Annotated in this window: 25 protein-coding genes and 2 riboswitches; of the genes, 20 read left to right on the top strand and 5 right to left on the bottom strand. The window is 36.1% G+C overall.

What is annotated here, in order from left to right:
* Position 1 precedes the first annotated feature (1 nt).
* The 7 genes from pstB (at position 2) to glcK (ending at position 6,781) form a co-directional block, all read left to right on the top strand.
* The gene (gene pstB, locus ORL93_RS08155; RefSeq protein ID WP_265958843.1) at positions 2-817 is read left to right on the top strand and encodes a phosphate ABC transporter ATP-binding protein; all 816 of its coding nucleotides are present in this window, start codon (positions 2-4) and stop codon (positions 815-817) included.
* A 341-nt stretch (positions 818-1,158) separates the two neighbouring features.
* A complete protein-coding gene (gene phoU / locus ORL93_RS08150) occupies positions 1,159-1,815 on the top strand; it encodes a phosphate signaling complex protein PhoU (RefSeq protein ID WP_016116338.1) in 657 nt (218 codons plus the stop codon).
* A 343-nt stretch (positions 1,816-2,158) separates the two neighbouring features.
* Positions 2,159-4,513, top strand: a complete 2,355-nt coding sequence (locus ORL93_RS08145; RefSeq protein ID WP_097794421.1) for a sugar phosphate nucleotidyltransferase — start codon at positions 2,159-2,161, stop codon at positions 4,511-4,513.
* Positions 4,514-4,583: 70 nt separating this feature from the next.
* Positions 4,584-4,733 carry a 50S ribosomal protein L33 gene (gene rpmG, locus ORL93_RS08140; RefSeq protein WP_001265618.1) on the top strand — a complete coding sequence of 50 codons (150 nt, stop codon included), beginning with the start codon at positions 4,584-4,586 and terminating at the stop codon, positions 4,731-4,733.
* Between the two features lie 166 nt (positions 4,734-4,899).
* Positions 4,900-5,478, top strand: coding sequence for a 5-formyltetrahydrofolate cyclo-ligase (locus ORL93_RS08135; protein ID WP_097794420.1), 579 nt, complete (start codon positions 4,900-4,902; stop codon positions 5,476-5,478).
* Positions 5,479-5,579: 101 nt separating this feature from the next.
* Complete coding sequence (locus ORL93_RS08130) at positions 5,580-5,780, top strand: YqgQ family protein (protein ID WP_016116335.1); 201 nt, start codon at positions 5,580-5,582, stop codon at positions 5,778-5,780.
* Positions 5,781-5,800: 20 nt separating this feature from the next.
* Positions 5,801-6,781: a glucokinase gene (glcK, locus tag ORL93_RS08125; RefSeq protein WP_097794419.1), complete on the top strand. Its 981-nt coding sequence runs from the start codon at positions 5,801-5,803 to the stop codon at positions 6,779-6,781.
* Between the two features lie 135 nt (positions 6,782-6,916).
* On the opposite strand, the gene ORL93_RS08120 is transcribed toward glcK, so the two are convergent.
* A complete protein-coding gene (locus tag ORL93_RS08120; RefSeq protein WP_003200373.1) occupies positions 6,917-7,090 on the bottom strand; it encodes a DUF2759 domain-containing protein in 174 nt (57 codons plus the stop codon).
* A gap of 169 nt (positions 7,091-7,259) precedes the next feature.
* Here ORL93_RS08120 and ORL93_RS08115 point away from each other — a divergent pair, with 169 nt between their 5' ends.
* Positions 7,260-7,889 carry an MBL fold metallo-hydrolase gene (locus ORL93_RS08115; RefSeq protein WP_003200375.1) on the top strand — a complete coding sequence of 210 codons (630 nt, stop codon included), beginning with the start codon at positions 7,260-7,262 and terminating at the stop codon, positions 7,887-7,889.
* Positions 7,890-7,897: 8 nt separating this feature from the next.
* Complete coding sequence (locus tag ORL93_RS08110) at positions 7,898-9,013, top strand: class I SAM-dependent methyltransferase (RefSeq protein ID WP_003200377.1); 1,116 nt, start codon at positions 7,898-7,900, stop codon at positions 9,011-9,013.
* 148 nt (positions 9,014-9,161) lie between these two features.
* On the opposite strand, the gene ORL93_RS08105 is transcribed toward ORL93_RS08110, so the two are convergent.
* Positions 9,162-9,452: an ArsR/SmtB family transcription factor gene (locus ORL93_RS08105; protein WP_000894376.1), complete on the bottom strand. Its 291-nt coding sequence runs from the start codon at positions 9,450-9,452 to the stop codon at positions 9,162-9,164.
* A gap of 396 nt (positions 9,453-9,848) precedes the next feature.
* Between ORL93_RS08105 and ORL93_RS08100 the strand changes: the two genes are divergently transcribed.
* On the top strand, positions 9,849-10,358 hold the full coding sequence (locus ORL93_RS08100) for a GNAT family N-acetyltransferase (protein WP_003200379.1): 510 nt from the start codon (positions 9,849-9,851) through the stop codon (positions 10,356-10,358).
* A 150-nt stretch (positions 10,359-10,508) separates the two neighbouring features.
* Here the strand turns inward: ORL93_RS08100 and metC are convergent, their stop codons facing one another.
* Both metC and ORL93_RS08090 read right to left on the bottom strand, forming a co-directional pair.
* Positions 10,509-11,672: a cystathionine beta-lyase gene (gene metC, locus ORL93_RS08095; RefSeq protein ID WP_097794417.1), complete on the bottom strand. Its 1,164-nt coding sequence runs from the start codon at positions 11,670-11,672 to the stop codon at positions 10,509-10,511.
* A complete protein-coding gene (locus ORL93_RS08090) occupies positions 11,669-12,781 on the bottom strand; it encodes a methionine biosynthesis PLP-dependent protein (protein ID WP_006096010.1) in 1,113 nt (370 codons plus the stop codon). The genes metC and ORL93_RS08090 overlap by 4 nt, the downstream gene beginning before the upstream one ends.
* A gap of 70 nt (positions 12,782-12,851) precedes the next feature.
* Positions 12,852-12,964: riboswitch (SAM riboswitch) on the bottom strand.
* A gap of 202 nt (positions 12,965-13,166) precedes the next feature.
* Positions 13,167-13,277, top strand: a riboswitch (SAM riboswitch).
* A gap of 70 nt (positions 13,278-13,347) precedes the next feature.
* Here ORL93_RS08090 and ORL93_RS08085 point away from each other — a divergent pair.
* From ORL93_RS08085 to ORL93_RS08055, 7 genes are all read left to right on the top strand, one after another.
* Positions 13,348-15,180: a bifunctional homocysteine S-methyltransferase/methylenetetrahydrofolate reductase gene (locus tag ORL93_RS08085; RefSeq protein ID WP_006096011.1), complete on the top strand. Its 1,833-nt coding sequence runs from the start codon at positions 13,348-13,350 to the stop codon at positions 15,178-15,180.
* The gene (gene metH / locus ORL93_RS08080) at positions 15,180-18,578 is read left to right on the top strand and encodes a methionine synthase (RefSeq protein WP_265958842.1); all 3,399 of its coding nucleotides are present in this window, start codon (positions 15,180-15,182) and stop codon (positions 18,576-18,578) included. The genes ORL93_RS08085 and metH overlap by 1 nt, the downstream gene beginning before the upstream one ends.
* Positions 18,579-18,596: 18 nt before the next feature.
* Positions 18,597-19,655, top strand: coding sequence for an undecaprenyldiphospho-muramoylpentapeptide beta-N-acetylglucosaminyltransferase (locus ORL93_RS08075; protein WP_006096013.1), 1,059 nt, complete (start codon positions 18,597-18,599; stop codon positions 19,653-19,655).
* 80 nt (positions 19,656-19,735) lie between these two features.
* Positions 19,736-20,008, top strand: coding sequence for a DUF3966 domain-containing protein (locus ORL93_RS08070; RefSeq protein WP_026008572.1), 273 nt, complete (start codon positions 19,736-19,738; stop codon positions 20,006-20,008).
* A gap of 104 nt (positions 20,009-20,112) precedes the next feature.
* Positions 20,113-20,490: a nucleoside 2-deoxyribosyltransferase gene (locus tag ORL93_RS08065; RefSeq protein WP_003200399.1), complete on the top strand. Its 378-nt coding sequence runs from the start codon at positions 20,113-20,115 to the stop codon at positions 20,488-20,490.
* 3 nt (positions 20,491-20,493) lie between these two features.
* Positions 20,494-21,471 (top strand): HD domain-containing protein, encoded by a 978-nt coding sequence (locus ORL93_RS08060; protein ID WP_040118988.1) that lies wholly within the window; start codon positions 20,494-20,496, stop codon positions 21,469-21,471.
* Positions 21,472-21,484: 13 nt separating this feature from the next.
* Positions 21,485-21,973 carry a hypothetical protein gene (locus ORL93_RS08055; protein WP_040118987.1) on the top strand — a complete coding sequence of 163 codons (489 nt, stop codon included), beginning with the start codon at positions 21,485-21,487 and terminating at the stop codon, positions 21,971-21,973.
* 42 nt (positions 21,974-22,015) lie between these two features.
* Here ORL93_RS08055 and ORL93_RS08050 read toward each other — a convergent pair whose 3' ends face one another.
* Positions 22,016-22,327 (bottom strand): hypothetical protein, encoded by a 312-nt coding sequence (locus tag ORL93_RS08050; protein WP_003200402.1) that lies wholly within the window; start codon positions 22,325-22,327, stop codon positions 22,016-22,018.
* Between the two features lie 251 nt (positions 22,328-22,578).
* Between ORL93_RS08050 and ORL93_RS08045 the strand changes: the two genes are divergently transcribed.
* The 3 genes from ORL93_RS08045 to ORL93_RS08035 all read left to right on the top strand — a co-directional run bounded on the left by ORL93_RS08045 (position 22,579) and on the right by ORL93_RS08035 (position 24,560).
* The gene (locus tag ORL93_RS08045) at positions 22,579-22,794 is read left to right on the top strand and encodes a DUF3912 family protein (protein ID WP_026008571.1); all 216 of its coding nucleotides are present in this window, start codon (positions 22,579-22,581) and stop codon (positions 22,792-22,794) included.
* A gap of 278 nt (positions 22,795-23,072) precedes the next feature.
* Positions 23,073-23,897 (top strand): DUF4037 domain-containing protein, encoded by an 825-nt coding sequence (locus tag ORL93_RS08040; RefSeq protein WP_018782570.1) that lies wholly within the window; start codon positions 23,073-23,075, stop codon positions 23,895-23,897.
* Positions 23,898-23,918: 21 nt separating this feature from the next.
* Positions 23,919-24,560 (top strand): HD domain-containing protein, encoded by a 642-nt coding sequence (locus tag ORL93_RS08035; protein ID WP_040118985.1) that lies wholly within the window; start codon positions 23,919-23,921, stop codon positions 24,558-24,560.
* Positions 24,561-24,577 lie beyond the last annotated feature (17 nt).

The raw sequence follows: 24,577 nt of genomic DNA, 5'->3' as shown, positions 1-24,577 counted from the left end.
AATGGTAGCAACAGTAGTAAATGTACAGGTGAAAAATGAAGAGAAAATTGAGTCAGCAACGAAGAAGGTTGTATTCGATACAAAAAATTTAAATTTATGGTATGGAGAAGATCATGCATTAAAAGATGTTAATTTAAGTATTCATGAGAATGAAGTAACAGCAATTATTGGACCGAGTGGTTGCGGAAAATCAACATATTTAAAAACGTTAAACCGTATGGTAGAGCTAGTACCTATCGTTCGCACAACGGGAGTAATTGAATATCGAGATCGAAATATTTTTGATAAGTCATATCCTGTTGAAGAATTACGTACGCATGTTGGAATGGTGTTCCAAAAGCCAAATCCATTTCCGAAATCTATCTATGAGAATGTTGTCTATGGTCCAAAGATTCATGGTATTCGTGATAAGAAGACACTTGATGCAATTGTTGAAAAAAGTTTACGTGGTGCAGCGATTTGGGATGAATTAAAAGATCGATTACACGATAATGCATATGGTTTATCTGGTGGACAACAACAGCGTTTATGTATCGCGCGTTGTTTAGCGATTGAACCGGATGTAATCTTAATGGATGAACCGACATCAGCATTGGATCCGATTTCTACATTGAAAGTTGAAGAATTGATTCAAGAGCTAAAGAAAGATTTTAGTATTGTAATTGTGACGCATAATATGCAACAAGCGGCACGTATCTCTGATAAAACAGCGTTCTTCCTAAGCGGTGAAGTTGTTGAATATACAGATACAAACAAATTATTCACTACTCCTACAGATAAACGAACAGAAGATTATATCACGGGACGATTTGGTTAATGTTTTTGGGAGTAAAAGCCCCTTTATAAGGGGCTTTTATCATTTTATCAAAAATCAAGTAAGAAAACTCCCCGCTCAAGGACTATGCTCAGCACAGTCCTTGAGCGGGGAGCTGAATTGCTAGTAACCGCATTCTTGTACGCTTTGTACAATATATTAAAAAAGTGGTTCCAAAGGCGTTTGCCAATGAAATAGAGGGGTTGTGCTATCAGGTAACTGTGTCAGCTCCACTCGTGTTACGCATCTGTTAGAGGAGACACACGAGAAACCCCCACTTCAAGATCCAAAGGAGCTAAGTGGCGGGAGTTTTCATATATGTAACAGCTAAAGGGGGAAACAACATGGTAAGGGAGCAATTTCATTATGATTTACACACATTGCAGCAAAAGGTAATTGAACTTGGAGAATTGGCAAGAGAAGCCCTTTCTTGTTCTATGGAAGGGCTTCAGAAGAAAGATGTAGAAAAAGCGCTAGAAGTCATTGATGGTGATTACCGTATGGATAATTTAGAAGAAGAAATTAATGACCTTGCACTTATGCTAATTACAAAACAGCAACCTGTTGCAAGCGATCTGCGAAGAATTTTTGTTTCGATTAAGACAGCAACAGATTTAGAACGTATTGCAGATCATGCCGTAAATATTGCTAAATCAACAATTCGGCTCGGAGAAAAAGATGTATCTGTTAGCTTGCATAGTCTAGAACAAATGTTTACGATTGCCATGGATATGTTAAATTTATCGTTAGAAGCATATCAAGAAGAAAATTTAACTTCTGCAAAACAAATTGCGGAAATGGATGATTCTGTTGACGAAATATACGGGAGAGCGATTCGTGAATTTATTTCCTCTATCCCTGAACATCCTGAAGCGATTACGCAAATTACACAATTATCTTTTATTGCACGTTACATTGAGCGTGTAGCAGATCACATTACGAATATTGCCGAGAATGTTTTTTACTTGGTGAAAGGAAAACATTATTTATTAAATGAATAGGAAAAAATGTTAGCAAGTGATGGAATATCACTTGCTTTTTTAGTCAAAACATGACAAAAAAAGCTCGTTGTCTTGTCCTCTCTATGATGATAAGATGTATCATAATATGATATGGAATAATATAGGAAGTGATTGTTTATCCTGTAAAAAACTTGATTGGTGAAGGTAGACACTCAGTGAAGGACAAGGAAAAACGCCACTGATTAAAATTTTACAGTATTAAGCTATAAAGTAAGCGCTTACTAATGTGGTTCAGTGAAGTGAAAAGGTTAATTTCTACATAAGTGACATACATATGATATACAAGGTCGTTCAACATTATAAACGTGGAGGATGAATGTATATGAAGGGGGTTATTTTAGCTGGAGGAAAAGGAAGGCGTCTTAGACCGTTAACATGTAACCTTCCAAAGCCAATGTTACCATTACTTGAAAAACCAGTGATAGAATACAATATTGAGTTACTAAGGCAGCATGGTATTCATGAGATTGCAATTACAGTTCAATATATGAGTACGGCAATTAGGCGGTATTTTGGTGATGGAAGTAAATGGGGAGTGAAGTTGCAATATTTCGAAGATTCGCCACCGCTTGGTACGGCAGGAAGCATTAAACAAGCAGAAGCGTTTTTAGATGAGCCATTTGTTGTAATTAGTGGAGATGCATTGACGGATTTTAATTTATCGAAAGGAATTGAATTCCATCAATGCAGGAATAGACTGGTCACAATGTTTGTGAAGGAAGTGGAAAACCCACTATCATTTGGTTCAGTCGTTATGAATAGAGAGCATGAAATTATACGTTACATGGAAAAACCGAGTTGGAACGAAGTGATTTCAAATATTGTAAATACAGGCATTTATATTATGGACCCCGAAATTTTTTCTTATATTTCATCAGCGCAGTTTTTTGATTTTAGTCACCATGTCTTTCCTTTGCTGGAAAATAAAAAAGCACTCTTTGGATATGTAGCGCAAGGCTACTGGTTAGATATTGGTACATTAGATCAATATCGGCAGGCTCATTTTGACTTACTTACAAAGAAAGTACAGGTACCCATTTCTTATACGGAAGTACTACCGATGGTTTGGATGGGAGAAGGGGTAACTATTGAAAAGGGAACAAAAATTCACGGTCCATCTTTTATCGGAGAAGGAGCGTCCATCGGAGCGGGGGTAATAATTGAGCCATATTCAATTATCGGTAAGTGCAGCACAATATTAGATCATACGCATGTCCAAAAAAGTATTGTTCTTGCCCATACGTATGTAGGAAAACGCTGTGAGCTATTAGAAGCGACCGTTGGAGAAAATGCGATGATTAAAGATGATGTAACTTTATTTGAGAAAAGTGTGGTAGCAGACCGTTGCCAGATTGGAAAAAATACAGTGATACAACACAATGGGAAAATATGGCCTAATAAAGTTGTTGATAGTCATTCTATTATTGCCCCGTCAGGAATTACTGAAAATGAAAAAAACTCAGGTTGGCTGCAAAAAAGCCGGGTAGTAGGTAGGAGTAATATAGAAATGACACCTCAAGTTGTTGTAAAAATAGCAATGGCATATGGCTCTCTTTTTTCAAAAGGGGAGCGTATATTGATAGGGGGATATGATGATGTAAAAGTTGATATTTTTAAAAAGTTATTTCTACATGCAATTCATAGTGTTGGCTTGTATACGATGGAATGTCAAGAAATGAACGATTCGGCCTTTCGGTATGCGATCAATGAACTCGAATGTGCAGGGGGCATTTTTATTCGCTTTGAACAAGAAGAAGGAATTGTCATTCAACTGTATGGTAAGGAAGGCATAAGGTTATCGTATAAACAGCAAAAAGAAATGGAACACTTGTATATGTCAGAAGCATTTCATTATGTATATGATAAAGACATGGGACGAAATGAAACGGTACATGTTTGTTTAGAGAAATATGTTGAATCTGTATTAGTGTATTTGGATATCGAAACGATACAAAAGCAAACATTTCACCTTCTTATTAATAAAAGAGATGAAATGTTTCAGTCCCTACTCATATCCTTCTTGCGAAAACTAGGTTGCACAATTACATGGGTTTATGCTAGTGAGCAAAAAGAACATGTTAAATTGTTAATGAAATCAAGTAGAGCTCATATGGCTCTTATGTTTTATGAACAAGGAAATAAATTTGAATTATATGATAATCATGGTGGGATTTACCAAAGTGCAAATTGTGAAGAAATCGATGTGCCTGATTTATTACTTGAGACGACAGAAAGTGTTTATCCATTATCGTTAAAATTAGGAGAGTGCTATCTTCTTTTTTATATGTATGGTGAACAAAGTAAGTTTCAGATGAGATGGCAGCAAGATATTTTATATCGGATTGGAAAATTATTCGAACTAATTGCTCGGCAAGGAAATACTTTGTCGACGATGTTAGAGCAATCACCACCCCTTTACTTATTATGTGATGAAGTTGTTTGCTCGTGGAAAGAGAAAGGGAAAGTAATGGGAATGTTATTGCAAGATATGGAAAAAAGAGAAGTCGAAGTATTAGAGGGAATCCAATTTAAATATACAGAAAAAGAGTGGTCTTATATTGTTTCTGATGCAAAACATCCTAAATTTCTTGTATATTCACACGCGAGAAACCCAGTAATAGCAAAGGAAAATATGAAAACTCTTATAGAAAAAATTAGACAATATCAAAAGGTGTAGAATTTTTATTTTAAAAGTGGTATTATAGTATAGTCTGATTTAAGTTATTAGTGACTGGAGGGAAATAAGAATGCGTGTGAATATTACTCTAGCATGTACAGAATGCGGAGATCGTAACTATATCTCAAAGAAAAATAAACGTAACAACACGGAGCGCCTTGAGCTTAAAAAGTATTGCAAGCGTGACAAGAAGTCTACGTTACACCGTGAAACAAAGTAAGCAGTAGGAAATTTCCTACTGTTTCTTTTTTTTACTATGGTTATAACCCTTATTGAAAAGTGATGATACATGAAAAAAATGATAGACTGTTTACAAGAACATAATTCATTTTTGCGATTAATAATTATAAAGTAGGTAAAGGATCACTTTATAGGGGGAAAAGCGTGTGAAAGAGGAGAAGGTACGTTTACGTAAGAAACTAGTAGAGCAAATGAATTTTTTATCGAAAGAACAGCACAAAACTTTATCAGAACAAATTGTATTTACTTTATATGAACAAAAAGAGTGGAGAGAAGCGGAAACAATCGGAATTACTCTTTCGATGGAACATGAAGTGAATACATATGTAATTATTGAACAAGCATGGCGAGAAGGAAAAAAAGTTGTTGTACCAAAGTGTAATAGAGAGACAAGAACAATGATCTTTCGTCAAATTACAAATTTTGATCAATTAGAAACAGTATATATGAGCTTGCGTGAACCAATTCCTGCGCTAACAGTAGAAACAGAAGCAAATGAAATTGATCTTCTGTTTGTACCCGGAGTTGCGTATACAAGACGAGGGGAACGTATTGGGTACGGCGGTGGTTATTATGATCGTTATCTGCTGCAGTATGAAGGGAAAACGTTATCATTAGCTTTTGATTTTCAAATTGTAAGTTATATTCCAACAGAGTCGTTTGATCAAAATGTACAAAAAATTATTACAGAAAAAGAAACAATTCTTCAAAATGGACTTGTATAGACAAATAAAAATTGACGAGACTTTTTCTTGTTGATTATAATAAAATATGTGAACGTTTTCTTATTATATTTCCATAATAAGTGGACATAGAGGGTGATGAAATGATATCAATTTATGATATTCAGCAATTGCTAAAAAAATTTGGAACAATCATTTATACAGGTGATCGAATCGCTGATTTACAATTAATGCAAGATGAATTGCGTGAATTAAATCAATCACAGTTGATTGAGCCAAAAGACTATCAAACAGCTTTATTTTTATTGAAACAAGAGATTCAAAAAGAGATGAGCAAGAATTAGATAAAGGTAGGTTAGCAAAAATGGAAGAAAAGTGGTTAGTTGGTGTTGACCTTGGCGGGACAACGATTAAATTAGCATTTATCAATGTTTATGGTGAAATTTTACATAAGTGGGAAATCCCAACGAATACAAGTGAGCAAGGCAAACATATTACATTAGATGTAGCGAAAGCAATTGATAAAAAGTTAGAAGAACTAGGAGAATTAAAGAGCAAGCTAATTGGTATTGGTATGGGCGCTCCTGGACCTGTGCATGTCGCTTCTGGTCTGATTTATGAAGCTGTTAATTTAGGATGGAAAAACTATCCATTAAAAGATTTATTAGAAGTAGAAACAGGCTTACCTGTTGTGGTTGATAATGATGCAAACTTAGCAGCGCTTGGTGAAATGTGGAAAGGTGCTGGTGAAGGAGCAAAAGATCTAGTTTGTATGACTCTTGGAACTGGTGTTGGCGGCGGTGTAATTGCAAATGGTGAGATCGTGCACGGTGTAAGTGGTGCTGCTGGTGAAATCGGACATATTACAGTCGTAACAGAAAATGGATTTCCTTGTAACTGCGGGAAATCTGGCTGTCTAGAAACAGTAGCTTCAGCAACAGGTATTGTACGTGTTGCTATGCAAAAATTACAAGGTACAGATGAACCAAGCATACTTCACTCTATGTTAGAAGAAGAGGGACGTATTACATCTAAAGATGTATTTGAAGCGCTTGAACAAGGTGACGCTTTAGCGGAACAAGTTGTAGAAAAAGTAGCTTCTTATTTAGGGTTAGCTGTAGCAAATCTTTCTAGTACGTTAAATCCAGAAAAGATTGTAATTGGCGGTGGTGTATCTAAAGCTGGTGATGCATTGTTACAACCAATTCAGCGCTATTTTGCACAATATGCATTTTCTCGTGCTGTTAAGAGCACGAAGCTAGCAATTGCAACGCTTGGGAATGATGCTGGTGTAATTGGTGGAGCTTGGCTTGTGAAGAAGCATAAATATGAAGTTATGAAGTAAAAAGAATAGAATCAGTCAGGGCGAATCGGAATTAAGGTGAGACTACTGGTATTTGCAAAATAATGAGAAGAGGAAGGGAGATCCCTTCCTCTTTTTTTATGCAAAATCTTGATGGGAAATAGAACTGTAAGTGAATTAATGAGCTGGTGGGTACCCGCTATAAAGGACAGTCATGACTGTAAACCAACCAAAAACAAGTACAGTTGCAACAGCAAAACCGCCTGCTAGTAAATTTTTTTCACGTAACGTTCTAAGGGTTGCGAATACAGCTAACAGAGTGACTAGCGCAAAAATGATAACAAGACCCATATATGATCCCCCTCTGCTCCCTCATTCTTTCGTTTGAGTTTTTGCAATATTTCTTCTTTTTTATTGTACATGTTTTAGAAATGATTGTCGAGATAGCATCGTTTCTTTTCCTAAGGGGAAGAAATGTTGTATCATAAAAGTAAGTTCAATAACTGGAGGAGATTTTAAAATGAAATGGATACAAATGCCATTAGGGCCATTACAAACAAATGCATATATTTTAAGTAATGATCAAAAAGAATGTATTATTTTTGATCCAGGTAGTGAAGGAGAAAAGCTTGTAACGTATTTACAAGAAGAACAATTAAAGCCGCTGGCTGTTTTATTAACACATGCTCATTTCGATCATATTGGTGCAGTTGATGCTGTGAGAGATGCTTTTCATATCCCGGTATATGTACATAAAGAAGAAGTGGATTGGTTAGGAGATGCGACTGTAAATGGTTCGCAAATTTTTATGATGAATCGAAGTATTACAGCGAAACCAGCTGATCAAATTATTGAAGGCGAAGGAATGTTAACGATTGGATCTTTTACATTTGAAATGTTTGAGACGCCAGGGCATTCTCCAGGCAGTATTTCATATTATTGCAAAGAGGCAAATGCTGTATTTTCAGGAGATGTATTATTCCAAATGAGTATTGGTCGAACAGATTTACCAGGTGGAAGTTTTGCAGAATTAATTGGAAGCATTGAAGAAAAATTATTTGTACTGCCAGATGACACAGCAGTATTATGTGGACATGGTCCAGAAACAAATATTGGTTTCGAAAAAGAAAATAATCCGTTTTTACAATAAGGAGCTATATGGGGATGGAGCTCGTTTTAAGAAAATGGATGGAAAAAGAAAAGGATTATTCGATTTCATATAGTACATATATGAACCTTGCACTGTATGATGAGGAGTACGGATATTATATGAAAGAACGTGAGAAAATCGGAAGAAATGGTGACTTTTTTACGAGTAGTAATATTTCTTCGGTATTTGCAAGGACGTTCGCTCGTTTTTTTATTCGACTTGTCCAAAATGGAGAGATCCCCCCGAATGTTTGTGAAATTGGAGGGGGAACAGGGAGATTTGCTTATGATGTTTTACAGGAATGGAAACAGTTATCTCCAGTAACCTATACAGAGTTACGATATTCTATTATTGAAGTGAGTCCTTTTCATAGAAGGTTGCAAAAACGTCAACTTGGTTCATTTCAAAATATTTCGCAGTACAAGTCCTATAAGGAATTAGGGGAGTCTTTTACAGGAATCGTTTTTTCAAACGAATTGTTTGATGCGTTTCCTGTTGAAGTGATAGAGAAGCGAGCTGGTATTTTGTATGAAGTTCGTATTACGTATACGGAGCAGCGGGAACTTACAGAAGTATTGCGGCCGTTAGAACAAGAAGTAATACGATGCTATTTACGAAGACATAAGATTGAGCTTTATGAAGGACAGCGCTTTGAAGTACCAATAGCAATGGAAACCTATTTACAAGAGATTATAGGATGGCTCAAGGAAGGCTTATTCATCACGGTTGATTATGGATATACAAAGGCGGAGTGGATGCATCCTGCGCATCATGAAGGGAGTCTAAGGGGATATTATGACCATAGGCTCATTCAGAACCCTCTGAATTATCCAGGTGAAATGGATATTACAGCGCATATTCATTGGGATGAATTGAAGAAAATAGGAGAAGAAAGCAGTCTTCATACAGTGTGGCATACAAAACAAAGGGGGTTTTTACTTGCGGCAGGTATATTAGAACAACTTGTTAGTCATCAAGATTCCGATCCTTTTTCTGAGAAACAGAAACAAAATCGAGCGGTTCGTTCTATGATTTTACATGGGGGAATAAGCGATGCTTTTGATGTTGTTATGCAAAAAAAAGGAATGCCACATTTTGATTTAAAGCATTATTTACATATATAGAAAAAAACAAGACACAGAATGATTCTGCGTCTTGTTTTTTGATACGACTTTAGGATATGTAGTATTGTATATTTTCTCTCATGATATATATTTATATTAAAGATATGAGATAGAAAATATAGAATACGTCCTTTTTGTTTGGTTACCCCTAACCTAGTAATACACGAACAAGTTGGATAATTGTTTCATTTTCTACTTTGTAGTAAATTTCCAATCCTTTTCTTTCACTAGAAACGATTTTAGCGCTTTTTAATTTCGCTAAATGTTGTGAAATTGTGGATTGTGGCATATTTAATCCTGTGTACATTGTCGAAACATTGCTTGGACCGCGTTCGATCAATCCTTTTACAATACATAAACGAACAGGGTGAGCAAGAACTTTCAGTAATTCTGCATTATTTTCGTATAGTTCTAATTCCTTTTGAAAGGTTTCTAACATGTTTTTTCCACCTCCATGCGAGCTGTTATACCCATACTATACATACCAAAAATCTAAAGAAAAGAAAATAGTTGTTGCAGAAAAAATGTTCTAAAGTAAAGAAATTGTAAGAAAAGAGAACATGATGTAAATAACTTTGCAAAATTTGTACGTTTTGTAACACAGTATTTTTTGTTAAAAATCGTGAATATACAGATACATTTGTAACACAATTTTATCACGATTTTGTTATTCTTTCAATTAATATACAAAATTTTTAAAATAATAAGAAAAAGAGATTTTATATGTTTCTATAGAATATAATTTTGGATGAAAAGAAGGCATATCATAACATACATTTCCTAAAACACTTTCACTTTCCTGAAGGTTTACTGAAAAAAGATAAGTGGTGATGATGTGATACGATTAGCAAAAGAATCTGATGCTGAATCATTTATTGCTATTAGAAAGGAAATCATTTTATCAGCAGCTACGACAAAGTTTTTTATATCTTCTCCAAATAAAATACCTGATAATGTGAATAAAGAAAGAGAAAAAATATTGAAAAGTGTTGAGGATGGAAATCTTTATATAGTAAGTGAGATGGAAGGTGCAGTAGTCGGCTTTTTGATTTTCAATCGTTACAAACAAGAACGCTTAAAACATGTAGGAACAATGGGAATGGGTATCAGAGAGGAATGTTGCAATCAAGGTATCGGTACCAAATTAATAAAATTTCTTGTTAATTGGGCTAAAAAGCAGAAAGGTTTAGAAAAAATTTGCTTAGGGATCGTTTCTGTTAATGATAGGGCTATTAAAGTATACAAACGTACTGGTTTTATAGAAGAAGGTAGACAACGGAAGCAAATTAAATATGAAGATGGTTCTTATGGAGAGGATACATTAATGGCTTATTATCTTCAATAGAGGGACTTTACCTAAGTGCATATGATGAGTTTATGGTGGTAAATCCTGAGTACCGTAATAAAAAAGGATAGACCAAGCGAATGTAATTTGCTTGGTCTATCCTTTTTTATAATGTGAAACATTTTATTTCTATATCAGATGGGAACTTTCTCATGCATTCACAGGTTCCTCTACAAAAGAAAGTGCATTTTCAAAATCGGTAATTAAATCATCTACATTTTCAAGGCCAACTGATAAACGGAGCAATGAATTAGAAATACCTCTTTCATCGCGTGCTTTTTGTGATAATGCTGCATGTGACATTTTTGCAGGATAGGAGAGGATGGATTCCACAGCTCCTAAACTTACTGCAAATACAGGAAGCTTGACTTGTGATAAAAATTTTCGCAAAGCATCTTCAGATTGTAACGTGAAAGATAAAACAGCACCGGCAGATTGTGCTTGTGAGTGCTGTATGTCATAGCCAAGGTGTGATTCTAATCCAGGGTAATACACATTCTGAATTTTCGAGTGTTTTTGTAAATAAAGAGCAATTTTATTCGCGTTTGTTGCTGAGTGTTCGAGACGTACGTGTAATGTTTTCAGACCGCGAAGAACGAGAGAGCAATCTTGCGGGCCTAATATAGCGCCAAATGCATTTTGCAGGAAGCCGAGTTTTTTAGCGAGTTCATCATCTTTTACAACTGCTAATCCTGCTGTAACATCACTATGACCGGCAATAAACTTTGTCGCACTATGGAGAACCACATCTGCTCCAAGTTCGAGTGGTTTTTGGAATAGTGGTGTTAAAAATGTGTTATCAACAAAAGTAAGAGCTCCGGTAGATTTCGCTAATTCGCAAACAGTACGAATGTCGGTTACTCTTAATAATGGATTGGATGGTGTTTCAATGTAAAAGACTTTTGTATTTGGTCTAATGTTTTGTTTTACTGCCTCTACATTTGTCATATCAACAAATGTATGTGAAACACCGTAACGAGACAGAACCTCTGTTACAATGCGATATGTTCCCCCGTATACATCTTCTGAAATGAGAACATGATCGCCTTGCGAGAGAAGGAGGAAGGCAGTAGAAATCGCTGCAATTCCAGATGCGAAGGCAAATCCTTTTGTTCCCCCTTCTAATAAAGCGATTATGTCTTCAAGTGCTTCACGTGTTGGATTCCCAGAGCGACTGTAGTCGTATTTTCCAAAGGTATCTACATCAAATTGATGAAATGTCGATGTATTATAAATGGGAACGTTAACAGCTCCTGTTTGTGAATCATGTTTATATTGGTTATGAAGTAAGAGTGTATCTAACGAATAACTCATATTCTTACACCTTCTTTTACATGTTTAATAGCTTGCTTTAAGTCTTGAATTAAATCATCCCCGTTTTCAATGCCAACGGAAAAACGGAGAAGACGATTACATACCCCGCGTGCTATACGCACTGCTTCTGGGATATCTGCATGTGTTTGTGTTGCTGGATATGTCATTAAACTTTCAACCCCGCCAAGACTTTCTGCAAATGTAATTAACGATAAAGATTGTAAGAAAGGATTTATCCATTTTTCATCGCGAAGACGAAATGAAATCATACCGCCCCTTCCTGGATAAAAAACATCGGTTACACCATTCTCCCCATTTAAATAAGAAACGATTTTTTTTGCGTTTTCTTCATGTTGTTTCATACGAAGAGCCAATGTTTTCATACCACGAATTAATAACCACGAATCAAATGGACTTAATACAGCACCAGAAGCGTTATGATAGTGGGCAAGTGCTTCGCAAAGTGTCTGACCTTTTGCAACGACAAGGCCGCTTAGTACATCGTTATGTCCACCTAAATACTTTGTTGCGCTGTGAAGGACAATATCTGCGCCTTCTGTTAATGGTTGTTGTATATAAGGAGTGTAGAAAGTATTATCGACAATTAGAAGTAGGCCGTGCCGTTTTGCGACAGTTGCGACAGCTGCAATATCAGTGACTTGCATTAATGGATTGGTCGGTGTTTCGATAAAAATAGCCTTTGTTTGAGAAGTGACAGCTTGTTCTATTTGTTTAATAGATTGTGTATCTACGTATCTACATCGAATATTCCACTTTTCCTCATGTTCCGAAAATAAGCGGTAGGTCCCTCCGTATAAATCTTCTGATACGATAAGTTCATCTCCAGAACGGAATAAGGAAAGAATAAGAAGAACAGCTGCCATTCCAGAACTACAGGCATAGCCTTGTTCACCTTCTTCTAAATCAGCAATTGCGCGTTCTAAAAGACCACGTGTTGGATTTCCTGTTCGTGAATAATCAAAGCCTGTTGACTTTCCAATTCCTTCATGACGATAAGCTGTTGAAAAGTAAACAGGGGGATTAACTGTTCCTGTTGTAGTTTCGCTTCGATTTCCGATTTGTGCTAGTTTTGTTTCGATTGTTGACATGTGAAATTCCTCCTTTATAAAAATAAAAAAAGCCTTCTAAGAAGAAGGCTTTCATGCGAATATAGTCTTCTTCTTATCTGTCAAATCTTTTCACAATTTGCTGGAATTAGCACCTTATTAACGAACGTGTTAATGGTTGCTGAGGTGTCATAGGGCCAGTCCCTCTACCTCTCTAGATAAGAATATTTTGTATGAAATTTTATTATGGTTTTAACTTTACAACAAAAGATAATTGAATTGCAACTTTATTTTAAACAATTTTCATTTTTCTGCTAATTCAATTGACTTTTAGTCTATCCCATGCTAAATTTATGAGAAAATTAACAAAGATTGTTAAAAGGTACACGTATTTCCTTTTAAAACATAGATGAATAATAAAGACAAACTCTTATTGAGAGCGGTGGAGGGAAAGGCCCTGTGAAACCCGGCAACCTTCAAACGAAATGTTTGAAACGGTGCTAATACCTGCAAAACAATTTGTTTTGCATGATAAGAGGAGGATTGATGATGTCCCCCTCTTCAAGATGAAGAGGGGGTTTTTATATTGATAGAAAAGAGGGAGACAAGTGAAAATTCTAGATTTAGTATCAAAAGGAATTGTTATCGGTGATGGCGCAATTGGTACGTTATTACATTCTCATGGTTTGCAAAGTAGTTTTGAAGAATTAAACTTATCTGATCCAGATCTTATTATATCTATTCATAAACAATATGTAGCTGCTGGGGCAGATATTATTCAAACAAATACATATGGTGCAAATGAAGCGAAATTACGCATGTATGGTTTGGAAAATCAGGTCACCCAAATTAATAAAGCAGCGGTTAAACTTGCAAAAGCAGCCGTAACAGATAAGAACGCCATTTTAGGGACCATCGGTGGGATGAAGCATATCGGGGCCGTTACAACGACTGATATGGAACGAGAGTTTATGCTACTTGAGCAAGCGGGAGCATTATTAGAAGAAAAGGTTGACGGATTATTATTAGAAACATTTTATGATGAGTTCGAATTGTTACATGCAGTGAAAGTATTGCGAAAACAAACAGATATTCCAATTATTGCACAGCTAGCGCTTCATGAAGCGGGCGCAACGCAAAATGGAAATGATGTAAATGGAATATTAACGCAGCTTTTAGATTACGGTGCAAATGTAGTCGGTTTAAACTGTCAGTTAGGACCGCTTCATATGACGGAAGCTTTTAAAATGATATCGATTCCTAAAAATGGTTATTTGTCCGCTTATCCAAATGCAGGCCTTCCAAACTATGTAGAAGGACGTTACGTATACGAAGGAAGCCCTGCTTATTTTGAAGAGATGACACCGAAATTTATTGAACAAGGTATTCGTTTGTTAGGGGGCTGTTGTGGTACAACGCCAGCACATATTGAAGGGATGAAGCGTGTAATTGCGAATGTAACGCCTGTTACAGAAAAACAAATTGTTCAAAGACAACAAGTAGTTCATATCCAAACAAAACGTGCTAGCACTCATGTTACCCTTGCAGAAAAAGCGAAGAAGCAAACAACGGTGGTTGTTGAACTAGATCCCCCAAAAACATTAGATACGCAGCGTTTTTTTGAAGGGGCAAGGGCATTGAAAAGAGCGGGAGCAGATGCCATTACGTTAGCAGATAATTCGTTAGCATCCCCGCGCATTTCAAACATGGCAATGGGGGCATTATTAACGAAGCATGATATTCCAGTACTGACGCATTTAACGTGCCGTGATCATAATGTCATTGGTTTGCAATCTCATTTACTAGGTTTATCGGCTTTAGGAATGGAAGAAGTGTTAGCTTTAACAGGTGATCCAGCGCGAGTGGGGGATTTTCCTGGAGCGACTTCTGTATATGATTTGTCTTCTATTGAATTAATTAAAATGATTAAAGAAATGAATGATGGTCGATCTATTTTAGGAAAATCCATTGGTCCAGCGACAAGGTTTTCTGTTGGAGGAGCTTTTAATCCGCACGTGAGACATTTAAAAGCAGCGGTGAAGCGAATGGAGAGGAAAATTGCAGCTGGTGCAGAGTATTTCTTAACACAGCCAATTTACGATGTAGCCTTAATTGAAGAAATATACGAGGCGACAAAACATTTAGAAAAACCAATTTTTATTGGAATTATGCCTTTAGTAAGTAAACGTAATGCTGATTTTCTTCATTTTGAGGTGCCAGGCATTACATTGCCTGAGGAAGTAAGACAGAGAATGGATGGGCATGAAACGCAGGAGTCTGCAATTGAAGAAGGAATTCGTATTTCTCAGGAATTAATTAATGCCGCAATGAAATACTTTAACGGTATTTATCTCATTACGCCATTTTTGAAATATGAAATTACAGAAAATCTCGTTAAGTATGTGAAAGAAAAGCAAGACGTGAAAGAGGGAATCAACTGATGAGACCGATAGAAGAGAGATTACAACATGATATTTTAATATTAGATGGCGCGATGGGAACGATGATTCAGCAGGCAGATTTAACTGCAGAAGATTTTGGAGGTGAAGAATACGAAGGTTGTAATGAATACTTAGTAAAAACAAGGCCAGATGTTATTTTAGGTATCCATAAAGCTTACATTGAAGCGGGTGCGGATATTATCGAAACAAATACGTTTGGTGCTACGAATATCGTATTGCATGATTATGAGCTATCTCATTTAGATGAAGAGTTAAATGAAAGAGCGGCGTTTTTAGCAAAGCAAGCGGTAAAGGAGAGTGGTAAAGAAGTATATGTAGCAGGTGCGATGGGGCCAACAACAAAAGCAATTAGTGTAACAGGCGGTGTAACGTTTGAAGAACTAATTGAAGCTTATACGAGACAAGCTCGGGGCTTATTACGAGGTGGCGTTGACGTATTGCTTGTAGAGACAAGCCAAGATATGCGTAACGTGAAAGCGGCGTATTTAGGGATTCAGGAAGCGTTTACGGAAGCAAATCATACGGTTCCGCTTATGATTTCAGGAACCATTGAACCGATGGGAACAACGTTAGCGGGGCAAACAATCGAGGCATTTTATTTATCAATTGAGCATATGAAACCATTATCTGTCGGATTAAACTGTGCTACAGGACCAGAATTTATGCGCGAACACATTCGTTCTCTTTCTGACTTATCAGAGTGTTATATTTCTTGTTATCCAAATGCTGGTCTTCCAGACGAGGATGGACATTATCATGAGTCACCGACTTCACTTGCAGAAAAGGTGAAACAATTTGCTAAAGAAGGGTGGATCAATATTATCGGTGGTTGTTGTGGTACAACGCCTGATCATATACGAGCGATAAAAGTTTCGCTTGAGTCCCTTGAACCACGTGAGAATCATGAACGAGAAGGTCACGGTATTAGTGGTTTAGAAGCGTTGCAATATGATGATTCTATGAGGCCATTATTTGTGGGAGAGAGAACAAATGTTATTGGATCAAGAAGATTTAAGCGATTAGTAGCTGAAGGGAATTTTGCAGAAGCTGCTGAAATTGCGAGGGCGCAAGTGAAGGAAAATGCCCATATTATTGATATTTGTATGGCGGATCCAGATCGTGATGAAGTAGAAGATATGGAGAACTTTTTGGCAGAAGTAACGAAAGTATTAAAAGTTCCGATTATGATAGATTCAACGGATGATAATGTTATGGCAAAAGCTCTCACGTATATACAAGGAAAAGGGGTTATTAACTCTATTAATTTAGAAAATGGAGAAGAGCGTTTTGAGAAAGTAGCACCTCTTCTTCATAAATATGGTGCGGCAATTGTAGTAGGAACGATTGATGAAGAGGGCATGGCAGTTAGTGCAGAAAGAAAGTTAGAAATTGCAAAGAGAAGTTACGAGTTATTAACGAAGAAATATGGTATACGTCCATCCGATATTATTTTTGATGCACTCGTTTTCCCGGTAGGAACTGGTGATGAAGAATATATTGGTTCGGCAGCAGCGACGATAGAAGGGATTCGTCTTATTAAAGAATCACTGCCAGAATGTTTAACAATTTTAGGAGTAAGTAATATATCGTTTGGTTTACCGCCAGCTGGTCGCGAAGTGCTAAACTCGGTCTTTTTATATCATGCAACAAAGGCTGGGCTTGACTACGCAATTGTGAATACTGAAAAGCTAGAGCGCTATGCATCCATTCCAGAAGAGGAAAAGGAACTCGCAGATGCACTATTATTCGAAACAACGAAAGAAACACTAGAAGAATTTACGAACTTTTACCGGGTTGCTAAGAAAAAAGAAGCGGTCATACAAGAAACATTAACACTTGATGAAAGGTTAGCAAATTATATTGTAGAAGGAACGAAGCAGGGTTTACATGAAGATTTAAGTTTCGCACTAACAGAAGGAAGAAAGCCCCTTGATATTATTAACGGTCCGCTTATGATGGGGATGGACGAAGTAGGTCGTTTGTTTAATAACAATGAGCTTATCGTTGCTGAAGTATTGCAAAGTGCAGAAAGTATGAAAGCTGCTGTTGCGTATTTGGAGCCTTATATGGAATCTAGCGATAGTGCGAAAAAAGGAAAGGTATTATTAGCAACTGTAAAAGGTGATGTACATGATATTGGCAAAAACCTTGTAGAGATTATTTTATCAAATAACGGCTATGATATTGTTAATTTAGGAATTAATGTGCGCTCTGATCGCATTGTGCAAGAGGTAAAAGAAAAGAAACCAGACATTATCGGACTTTCTGGATTATTAGTAAAATCGGCGCAGCAAATGGTAGCAACTGCCGAAGATTTACAAGCGGCAAATATTGATATTCCCATTGTTGTAGGTGGTGCGGCATTGACAAGAAAGTTTACAGATAACCGTATTTCAGCTTCCTATAATGGACTCGTATTATATGCAAGTGATGCGATGACAGGACTCGATCTTATCAATCGATTGCAAAAAGAAGAAGAACGAGAAAAAATGAAGCAGGATAAAAAAAATCGCCACATTCATGTCGTGAAACAAGAGGAGAAAAAAGTGGAGAAACCAGCCGTCATTGAACCGTTGCCGAAAGCAAAAGTTATGGTGCCGGACTCAACAAAACGGGTTGTACTTCGTGATATTCCAGTTTCACATCTTGCACCATTTTTAAACAGGCAAATGCTAATTGGTCATCACCTTGGTTTAAAAGGAAATGTGAAAAAATTATTAAAAGAAGGTGATAAGAGAGCGCATGAGTTAAACAATTTAATTGATGAATTATTACAAGGAGGACAATCTTGGCTATGTCCAAAAGCTGTTTATCAATTTTTCCCTGCCCAAAGTGATGGACAAACTATTATTATTTATGATCCAGAAGATCGTACACGTGTGCTAGAGCGTTTTTCATTCACAAGACAAGGGAAAGCTCCGTACCGTACATTAGGGGATTACTTACGTCCTGTCGGTGATGAAATGGATTATGTCGCCTTTTTATCTGTTACAGTGGGGCAAGGTGTGCGTGATATTGCGGAAGAATGGAAAGAGAAAGGGGATTATTTACGTAGCCATGCGATTCAATCGTTAGCGCTAGAGCTAGCAGAGGGACTCACTGAAAAAACACATATGTTGATTCGTGATCGTTTTGGAATTCCGGATTCACCGGAGATGACGATGGAAGAGCGATTCCGTACAAAATATCAGGGAATTCGTGTTTCTTTTGGTTATCCAGCTTGTCCAGAACTTGCTGATCAAGAAAAACTATTTCGCTTAATTCAGCCAGAGGAGATTGGAATCTCACTAACAGAAGGATTTATGATGGAGCCGGAAGCATCTGTAACGGCAATGGTATTTGCTCACCCCGAAGCACGATATTTTAGTGTACTATAGTGTAGAAGGGGGAGAGCTATGAAAAGAATAGTCTTTACAGGCGGTGGTTCGGCTGGACATGTGACACCTAATTTAGCAATTATTCCACATTTGCAAAAAAAGGGCTGGGATATTTCTTATATAGGTTCTCATCAAGGGATTGAAAAAACGATTATAGAGAACGAAGGAATTCCATACTATGGTATAGCGAGCGGAAAGTTACGCCGTTATTTTGATTTGAAAAATATAAAAGATCCTTTTCTCGTTATGAAGGGTGTTATGGATGCTTATGTACGAATAAGAAAATTAAAACCTGATGTTATTTTTTCAAAGGGTGGTTTTGTATCTGTACCAGTAGTAATTGGCGGATGGTTAAATCGTGTTCCAGTCTTGTTACATGAATCGGATATGACACCAGGACTAGCGAATAAAATTGCACTCCGTTTTGCTTCAAAAATATTTGTTACGTTTGAAGAAGCTGCACAACATTTGCCAACAGAAAAGGTGGTTTATACAGGTTCGCCTGTGAGGGAAGAAGTGCTACGTGGAAATCGTGAAAAAGGATTACACTTTCTTCGGTTCCATACTAGAAAACCAGTTATCACGGTTATGGGAGGAAGTCTAGGGGCAAAGAAAATCAATGAAACAGTACGAGAAGCATTGCCACAGCTCCTTAAAAATTATCAAGTTGTTCACCTATGCGGAAAAGGAAATCTAGACGAGACGTTACAAGGTATAGAAGGGTATAGGCAATTTGAATATGTGCACGGAGAATTGCCAGATGTGTTAGGGGCAACTGATTTTGTCATCTCACGAGCTGGATCGAATGCGATTTTTGAATTTTTAACATTGCAAAAACCGATGCTTTTAATTCCATTACCGAAAGCTTCAAGCCGCGGAGATCAAATTTTAAATGCACAATCGTTTGAAAGACAAGGGTATGCAGCGGTTTTATATGAAGAAACTGTAACAGTGACATCCCTTATGAAGCATATAGAAGAGTTAAATCATAATTGTGAGAAGTATAAAAAAGAATTAAAAAAGTATAGTGGAAAAGAAGCAGTACAGACCATTATGAAATATATTACGGAGGCGTGATTTCTAAAAAATCATGTCTTTTTTAGTAGAATGAAAGGTTCGAAGAATTACTTTATTTATGTTACAATAACAGAGATTTAATAGGGGAATTCCAGTTCTTTGAGCGTGAAAATACGAATGGATTAGGAGTGACTGTGTTGGAGCTGAGTCTCTATGAAAATACCGCTCTGATTATATGTTTTGTGCTATACGTTGGTAGTGTTATTATTTACATTTCAAGAAAATTTTCACAAGAACGAAACTTAGAAAAATCGGAAATAACAGCTGAGTTAGAGATGTTAGCCGATGAAAGTGATAAAAAGCAAAAAATAAGAGAAAAGCATGAGGCACCCCACCATTTAAACGCAAAATAAGTTTTGAAGGTGGGGATTTCTTTTGGCGAAATCCTTCTCTATTATTATCATTAACGCTAAAAAAGGAGTTTTCCTTTGGTTTTATAAATAAGGAGCTAATTCATATGAATTTCTATATTGCATCAAGTTTTCAAAACAAACATCTTGTTCAATTTGTAGCGAGTCAATTGAAAGAAGCGGGATGGCATCATACATATAATTGGACTCAAAATGAAAGAGCGACAAATAGAGAACAATTACAGAAGATTGGTCAAGCAGAAAAGCAGGCGATACAAAACGCTGATGTTTTTCTACTTTTATTAGATGGCGGAAATGGGAGTCACACGGAGCTTGGTATGGCTATTGCGCTAGAGAAGAAAATCTATATGTATCATAAAAACAATCCGCTTCAAACAACGTTTTACCATTTACCAGAAGTGGATATTTTTCAAGGGGAAGTGGAGGAGTTTGTTTCATACGTCATGAATAAAGGAGACGCATAGATCATGCAGGTTTATGATACGATATACGGTAATTTTGAAATAGACGGTGTATTAGAAGAACTATTACAAACAGAAGCTATGCAAAGGCTGAAGAAAATTCATCAAGTTGGAGCGAGCTTTCTTGTAAAACCAGAGTGGAATATAACTCGTTATGAGCATTCAATTGGAGTTATGCTTCTTGTGAAAATGCTGGGCGGGGGTGAAGCGGAACAAATTGCAGCATTGCTTCACGATGTATCACATACTGCTTTTTCACACGTTGTAGATCGTGTATTACATAAAAAAGATGAAGACTATCATGAACATATTTTTGATACAGTCATTGAAAACTCGGATATCCCGCTCATTTTGAAAAAGTATGGATATGATTCTAAAATGCTTCAAAACTGGGAACAATGGATGCTGTTGGAACAACCACTACCAGCTCTATGCGCAGATCGTATAGATTATACACTTCGCGATTTATATACATATGGAATGATTTCAAAACAAGAAGTTCTTACATTTTTAAATCAATTAGTTGTCCATGAAAAACAAATCTGTCTTAGTACGCTAGAGGCGGCAGAGTGGTTTACAACAGTCTATTACAAAGAAACAATTGATTTCTTTCTACATCCATTAGGCTCATATAGTTATCATGTATTAACAAAAGTTTTGCAACTAGCGTTAGAAAAGCATGTGATACATACTGAAGATTTCTTGTGCGATGATGAGGTAGTGCTTCAAAAATTGAAATGTTGTCGTGATGAAGAGATAACGAGTGTATTGGCTACTTTACATCCAAATGTAATAGTAGAAGAGAATAATCAAGAGTATGATATTTGTTACTCGGGTGGGAAGGAACGCTTAATTGATCCACATGTCTATATGAATGGTAAAATATATAAAGCGTCTCGTTTATCTGAACATGTAAGGTTATGCAATCAAAATGCGAAAGAGAACTTCAATCAAAATATATATTTAAAAATAAAGAAAGCATAAAGGAGTTATAAATATGAAATTAGAACAAGGATGGGAAACAAGCTTTTTAGAAGTTATACAAAAAAGTGAATTCAAAAAAGGTGCACTGCGTAGTCAGCTACTTTGTGCAGATGGAGAAGAAGTAGAAGAACTTGCAGACGATTATGGATATGATGAAATTGTAAATCGTGAACATGATGAAGAACTCGCAGAAATTTTAGGTGAAGAACTCTTTAGTGAAATGGAACGTTATGTATTTCTATCTTCACAACCTGAAGAAAAACTTATTTCATTTGTAAATGGGTTAGGATTTCATATTTTAGATTGGATTGTTCTACTTGAAACAGAATTCCGTATAGATAGTGCAGTATTTTCATCGGATGCAGTAAAAATGTTAGAAAAACGTTTTAGACAGTTTCCGTATATAGAAGATAAGACAATTTTTGATATGACAATTGGAGAAGCGATGAATGTATTAGAGTCTGTTACAGGGTTACAATTGAAAGAGAAGATGAGTATATAATAGTGAAAATGAAAAAGAACGTGATAATCTCACGTTCTTTTTTTACATAATAATAATTTTGTCAGTTAATTTTTTTTGTCCTGTAAGAAGTGCATTTAAATACTCGACTTTTCGTATACAAGATTGAATGTGTTTTTCAACTTCTTGTAACTCTGCCTGATGATGGGTTTCAATCGGATGAATTTGCACGTTAAACTTTTCAAATTGGCTGCTGTATGTTATTTCTGCATAGCCACTCATAATATCGGTTTGGTTATGAAATAAGAATTGTTTTGTTTCCTCACAGTATGTTACATCTTGAAATCCATATGATTTTAATGCTTCGATTACTTTTGTAATAATTGTTATATCCATTTTTCTCCCTCTTTACGAAGTTCTGCTTTTCCATTATAACATGAAATAAATTTAAGAAAGCGTTTCCAAGTGCGGTTTTTCCTAATTTTCACGTATAATTTATAAAAATGACACAAAGAAAAAATAATTGTAATAAAGGAAGGACTCTTTTGCTGTTTCATCATATATATACAGAAATAGTGTGATGAAAGGAAACTTTCCGAGGAGAAGGTAGTATGCCAAAGTTGAGCGCAGTAAAAGGGGGGAGAATTTTGAATTTTGATATTACAGGACAAAAAGCGTATGTAAAAGATGGACCGTATCGGAATCGCATTGGAATTGTAAAGCAAAAAGAAAAGCAGGAAGGATCAAGTTTTTTCCTTGTTATTGACGATCAAGTCGTTGATGTGGAACTAAAAGATATCGTTTTAGTAGGGGTAGATGTGCGGCAGTTTCATGAATGGTGCGAACACAATGGCTATTTGTAAAAGGGACGGGCTGTGAAGAGGAACTTTTATTTTTATTATGTGCTTGAAAAGGTTATATCAATAGATAATGATGATGGGGATATTATGCTCAATATAGGAGCATATATCCTTTTTCTGTTTATACACTTGGTAACGAAGAAAGTTTTTATATGTAATATTCAGAAATAAAAGAAAATCATTTGATATAGTAATAAATTTCCATTAAGCTATAAATAGAAACATTGTAATAACGCTGCAATAAAATGTTCAAATGGATGATCAAACATGGGGGAAATCAAATGAATTTAATGCAAAAAGCAATAGATATGGCAAAAATATATAAACAAAACCAAAAAGTAGAAGCGATTCTTTTAGCAGGATCCGTATCAAGAAACTGGCAAGATGAAAATTCAGATATAGAGTTACATATTTTATGGTCAGCACCGCCAGAAGATGAAGATCGTGAAGGGCCTATTAAACGTATTGATGGGACAGTTTTATCGTATCATCCGTATGAAGAGGAAGAGTGGTCTGAATCTTATGTAACGAAAGATGGGATTAAATTAGAAATAAGTAACTTTTTATCCGTAACGGTTGAACGTTTTATTTCTGATGTGGTGGAAAAGTATGAAACTGATTATGAGAAACAATGTATTGTAGCCTCAATTCATGATGGTGTGAGTTTGTATGGTGAAGACAAAATTAGGGGGCTAAAAGATAGAGTCGCAGATTATCCATTGGAACTTTCTAGACAAATGATTGTAGAGAATCTTTTGCTAAGTAATCGCTGGCATAACCGTGAAGCACTTTTAAAACGAAAAGATTGGCTTATGCTATACGATGTAATTTGTGATGTACAGAAGAATGTATTTGGTGTTTTGTTCGGCCTTAATAAAATGTATGTGCATCACCCTGCATTTAAATGGATGCCTTTTAATATCAAACGAATGACAATAAAACCGGAAAACCTTTATGAGCGAATGACGAATATCTTGATGGGAAATCCGGAAAACAGTGTGAAGGATTTGGAATTATTAATCGAAGAAGTATTGATTTCGGCGGAGAAACAAATTCCAGAATTGGATCTTTGGGAGCAAAAGAAACAGATTTGTTATGTGAAGTAATGATGATAGAGTGGTGGTGTTATGGAATATATCATGGATAGAGCATATGCACGTGAGTTACTTGAACGTGCATATAAACAAAATCCTGGACCTTGGTATAAACATTCGATAAATGTTGCCCAAGCTACTGAAAACATAATCTTGGAATTTATGAAACAAGGATATGATGTGAATGATAATTTGGCTTATAATGCAGGGTTGCTTCATGACATTGGTAGGTATAAAGGTTTTACAAAATCTGTTATACATTCTTATGATGGATACATGTACTTAGAACAATTAGGATTTAGAGGGAATGCGATTAAATGTGTAACACATTCATTTCCTTGTAGGAATAAAGACATAGAAATCGCGGCTGATTGGAGTCTTGTTCCTCCAGATATGAAAATGAAGCTTGTAGTGATATTAAATGCAAACAGTAACTATGATTTATACGATAAAGTTATTACTCTTTGTGATGCCCTAGCTGATGAAAAGGGATTTACTACCCTTGAAAAAAGATTGATTTTAGTTGGATTGAGACACGGCACCAATGCTCACACTTCTGTTCATTGGAAAGGTTTTTATGAAATAAAAAAAGAAATAGAATCTTTGATTGGAATGAGTGTATACAGACTTCTTCCGGGAGTTGAGGAATCGATTTATACTGATATTCAGTATTAAAAATTGTATTGTATGAA

Origin of the sequence: Bacillus sp. DHT2 (genome assembly GCF_026241455.1) — a bacterium.
GTDB classification, from domain to species: domain Bacteria; phylum Bacillota; class Bacilli; order Bacillales; family Bacillaceae_G; genus Bacillus_A; species Bacillus_A pseudomycoides.
This window is presented reverse-complemented; position numbering and strand designations above follow the sequence as displayed.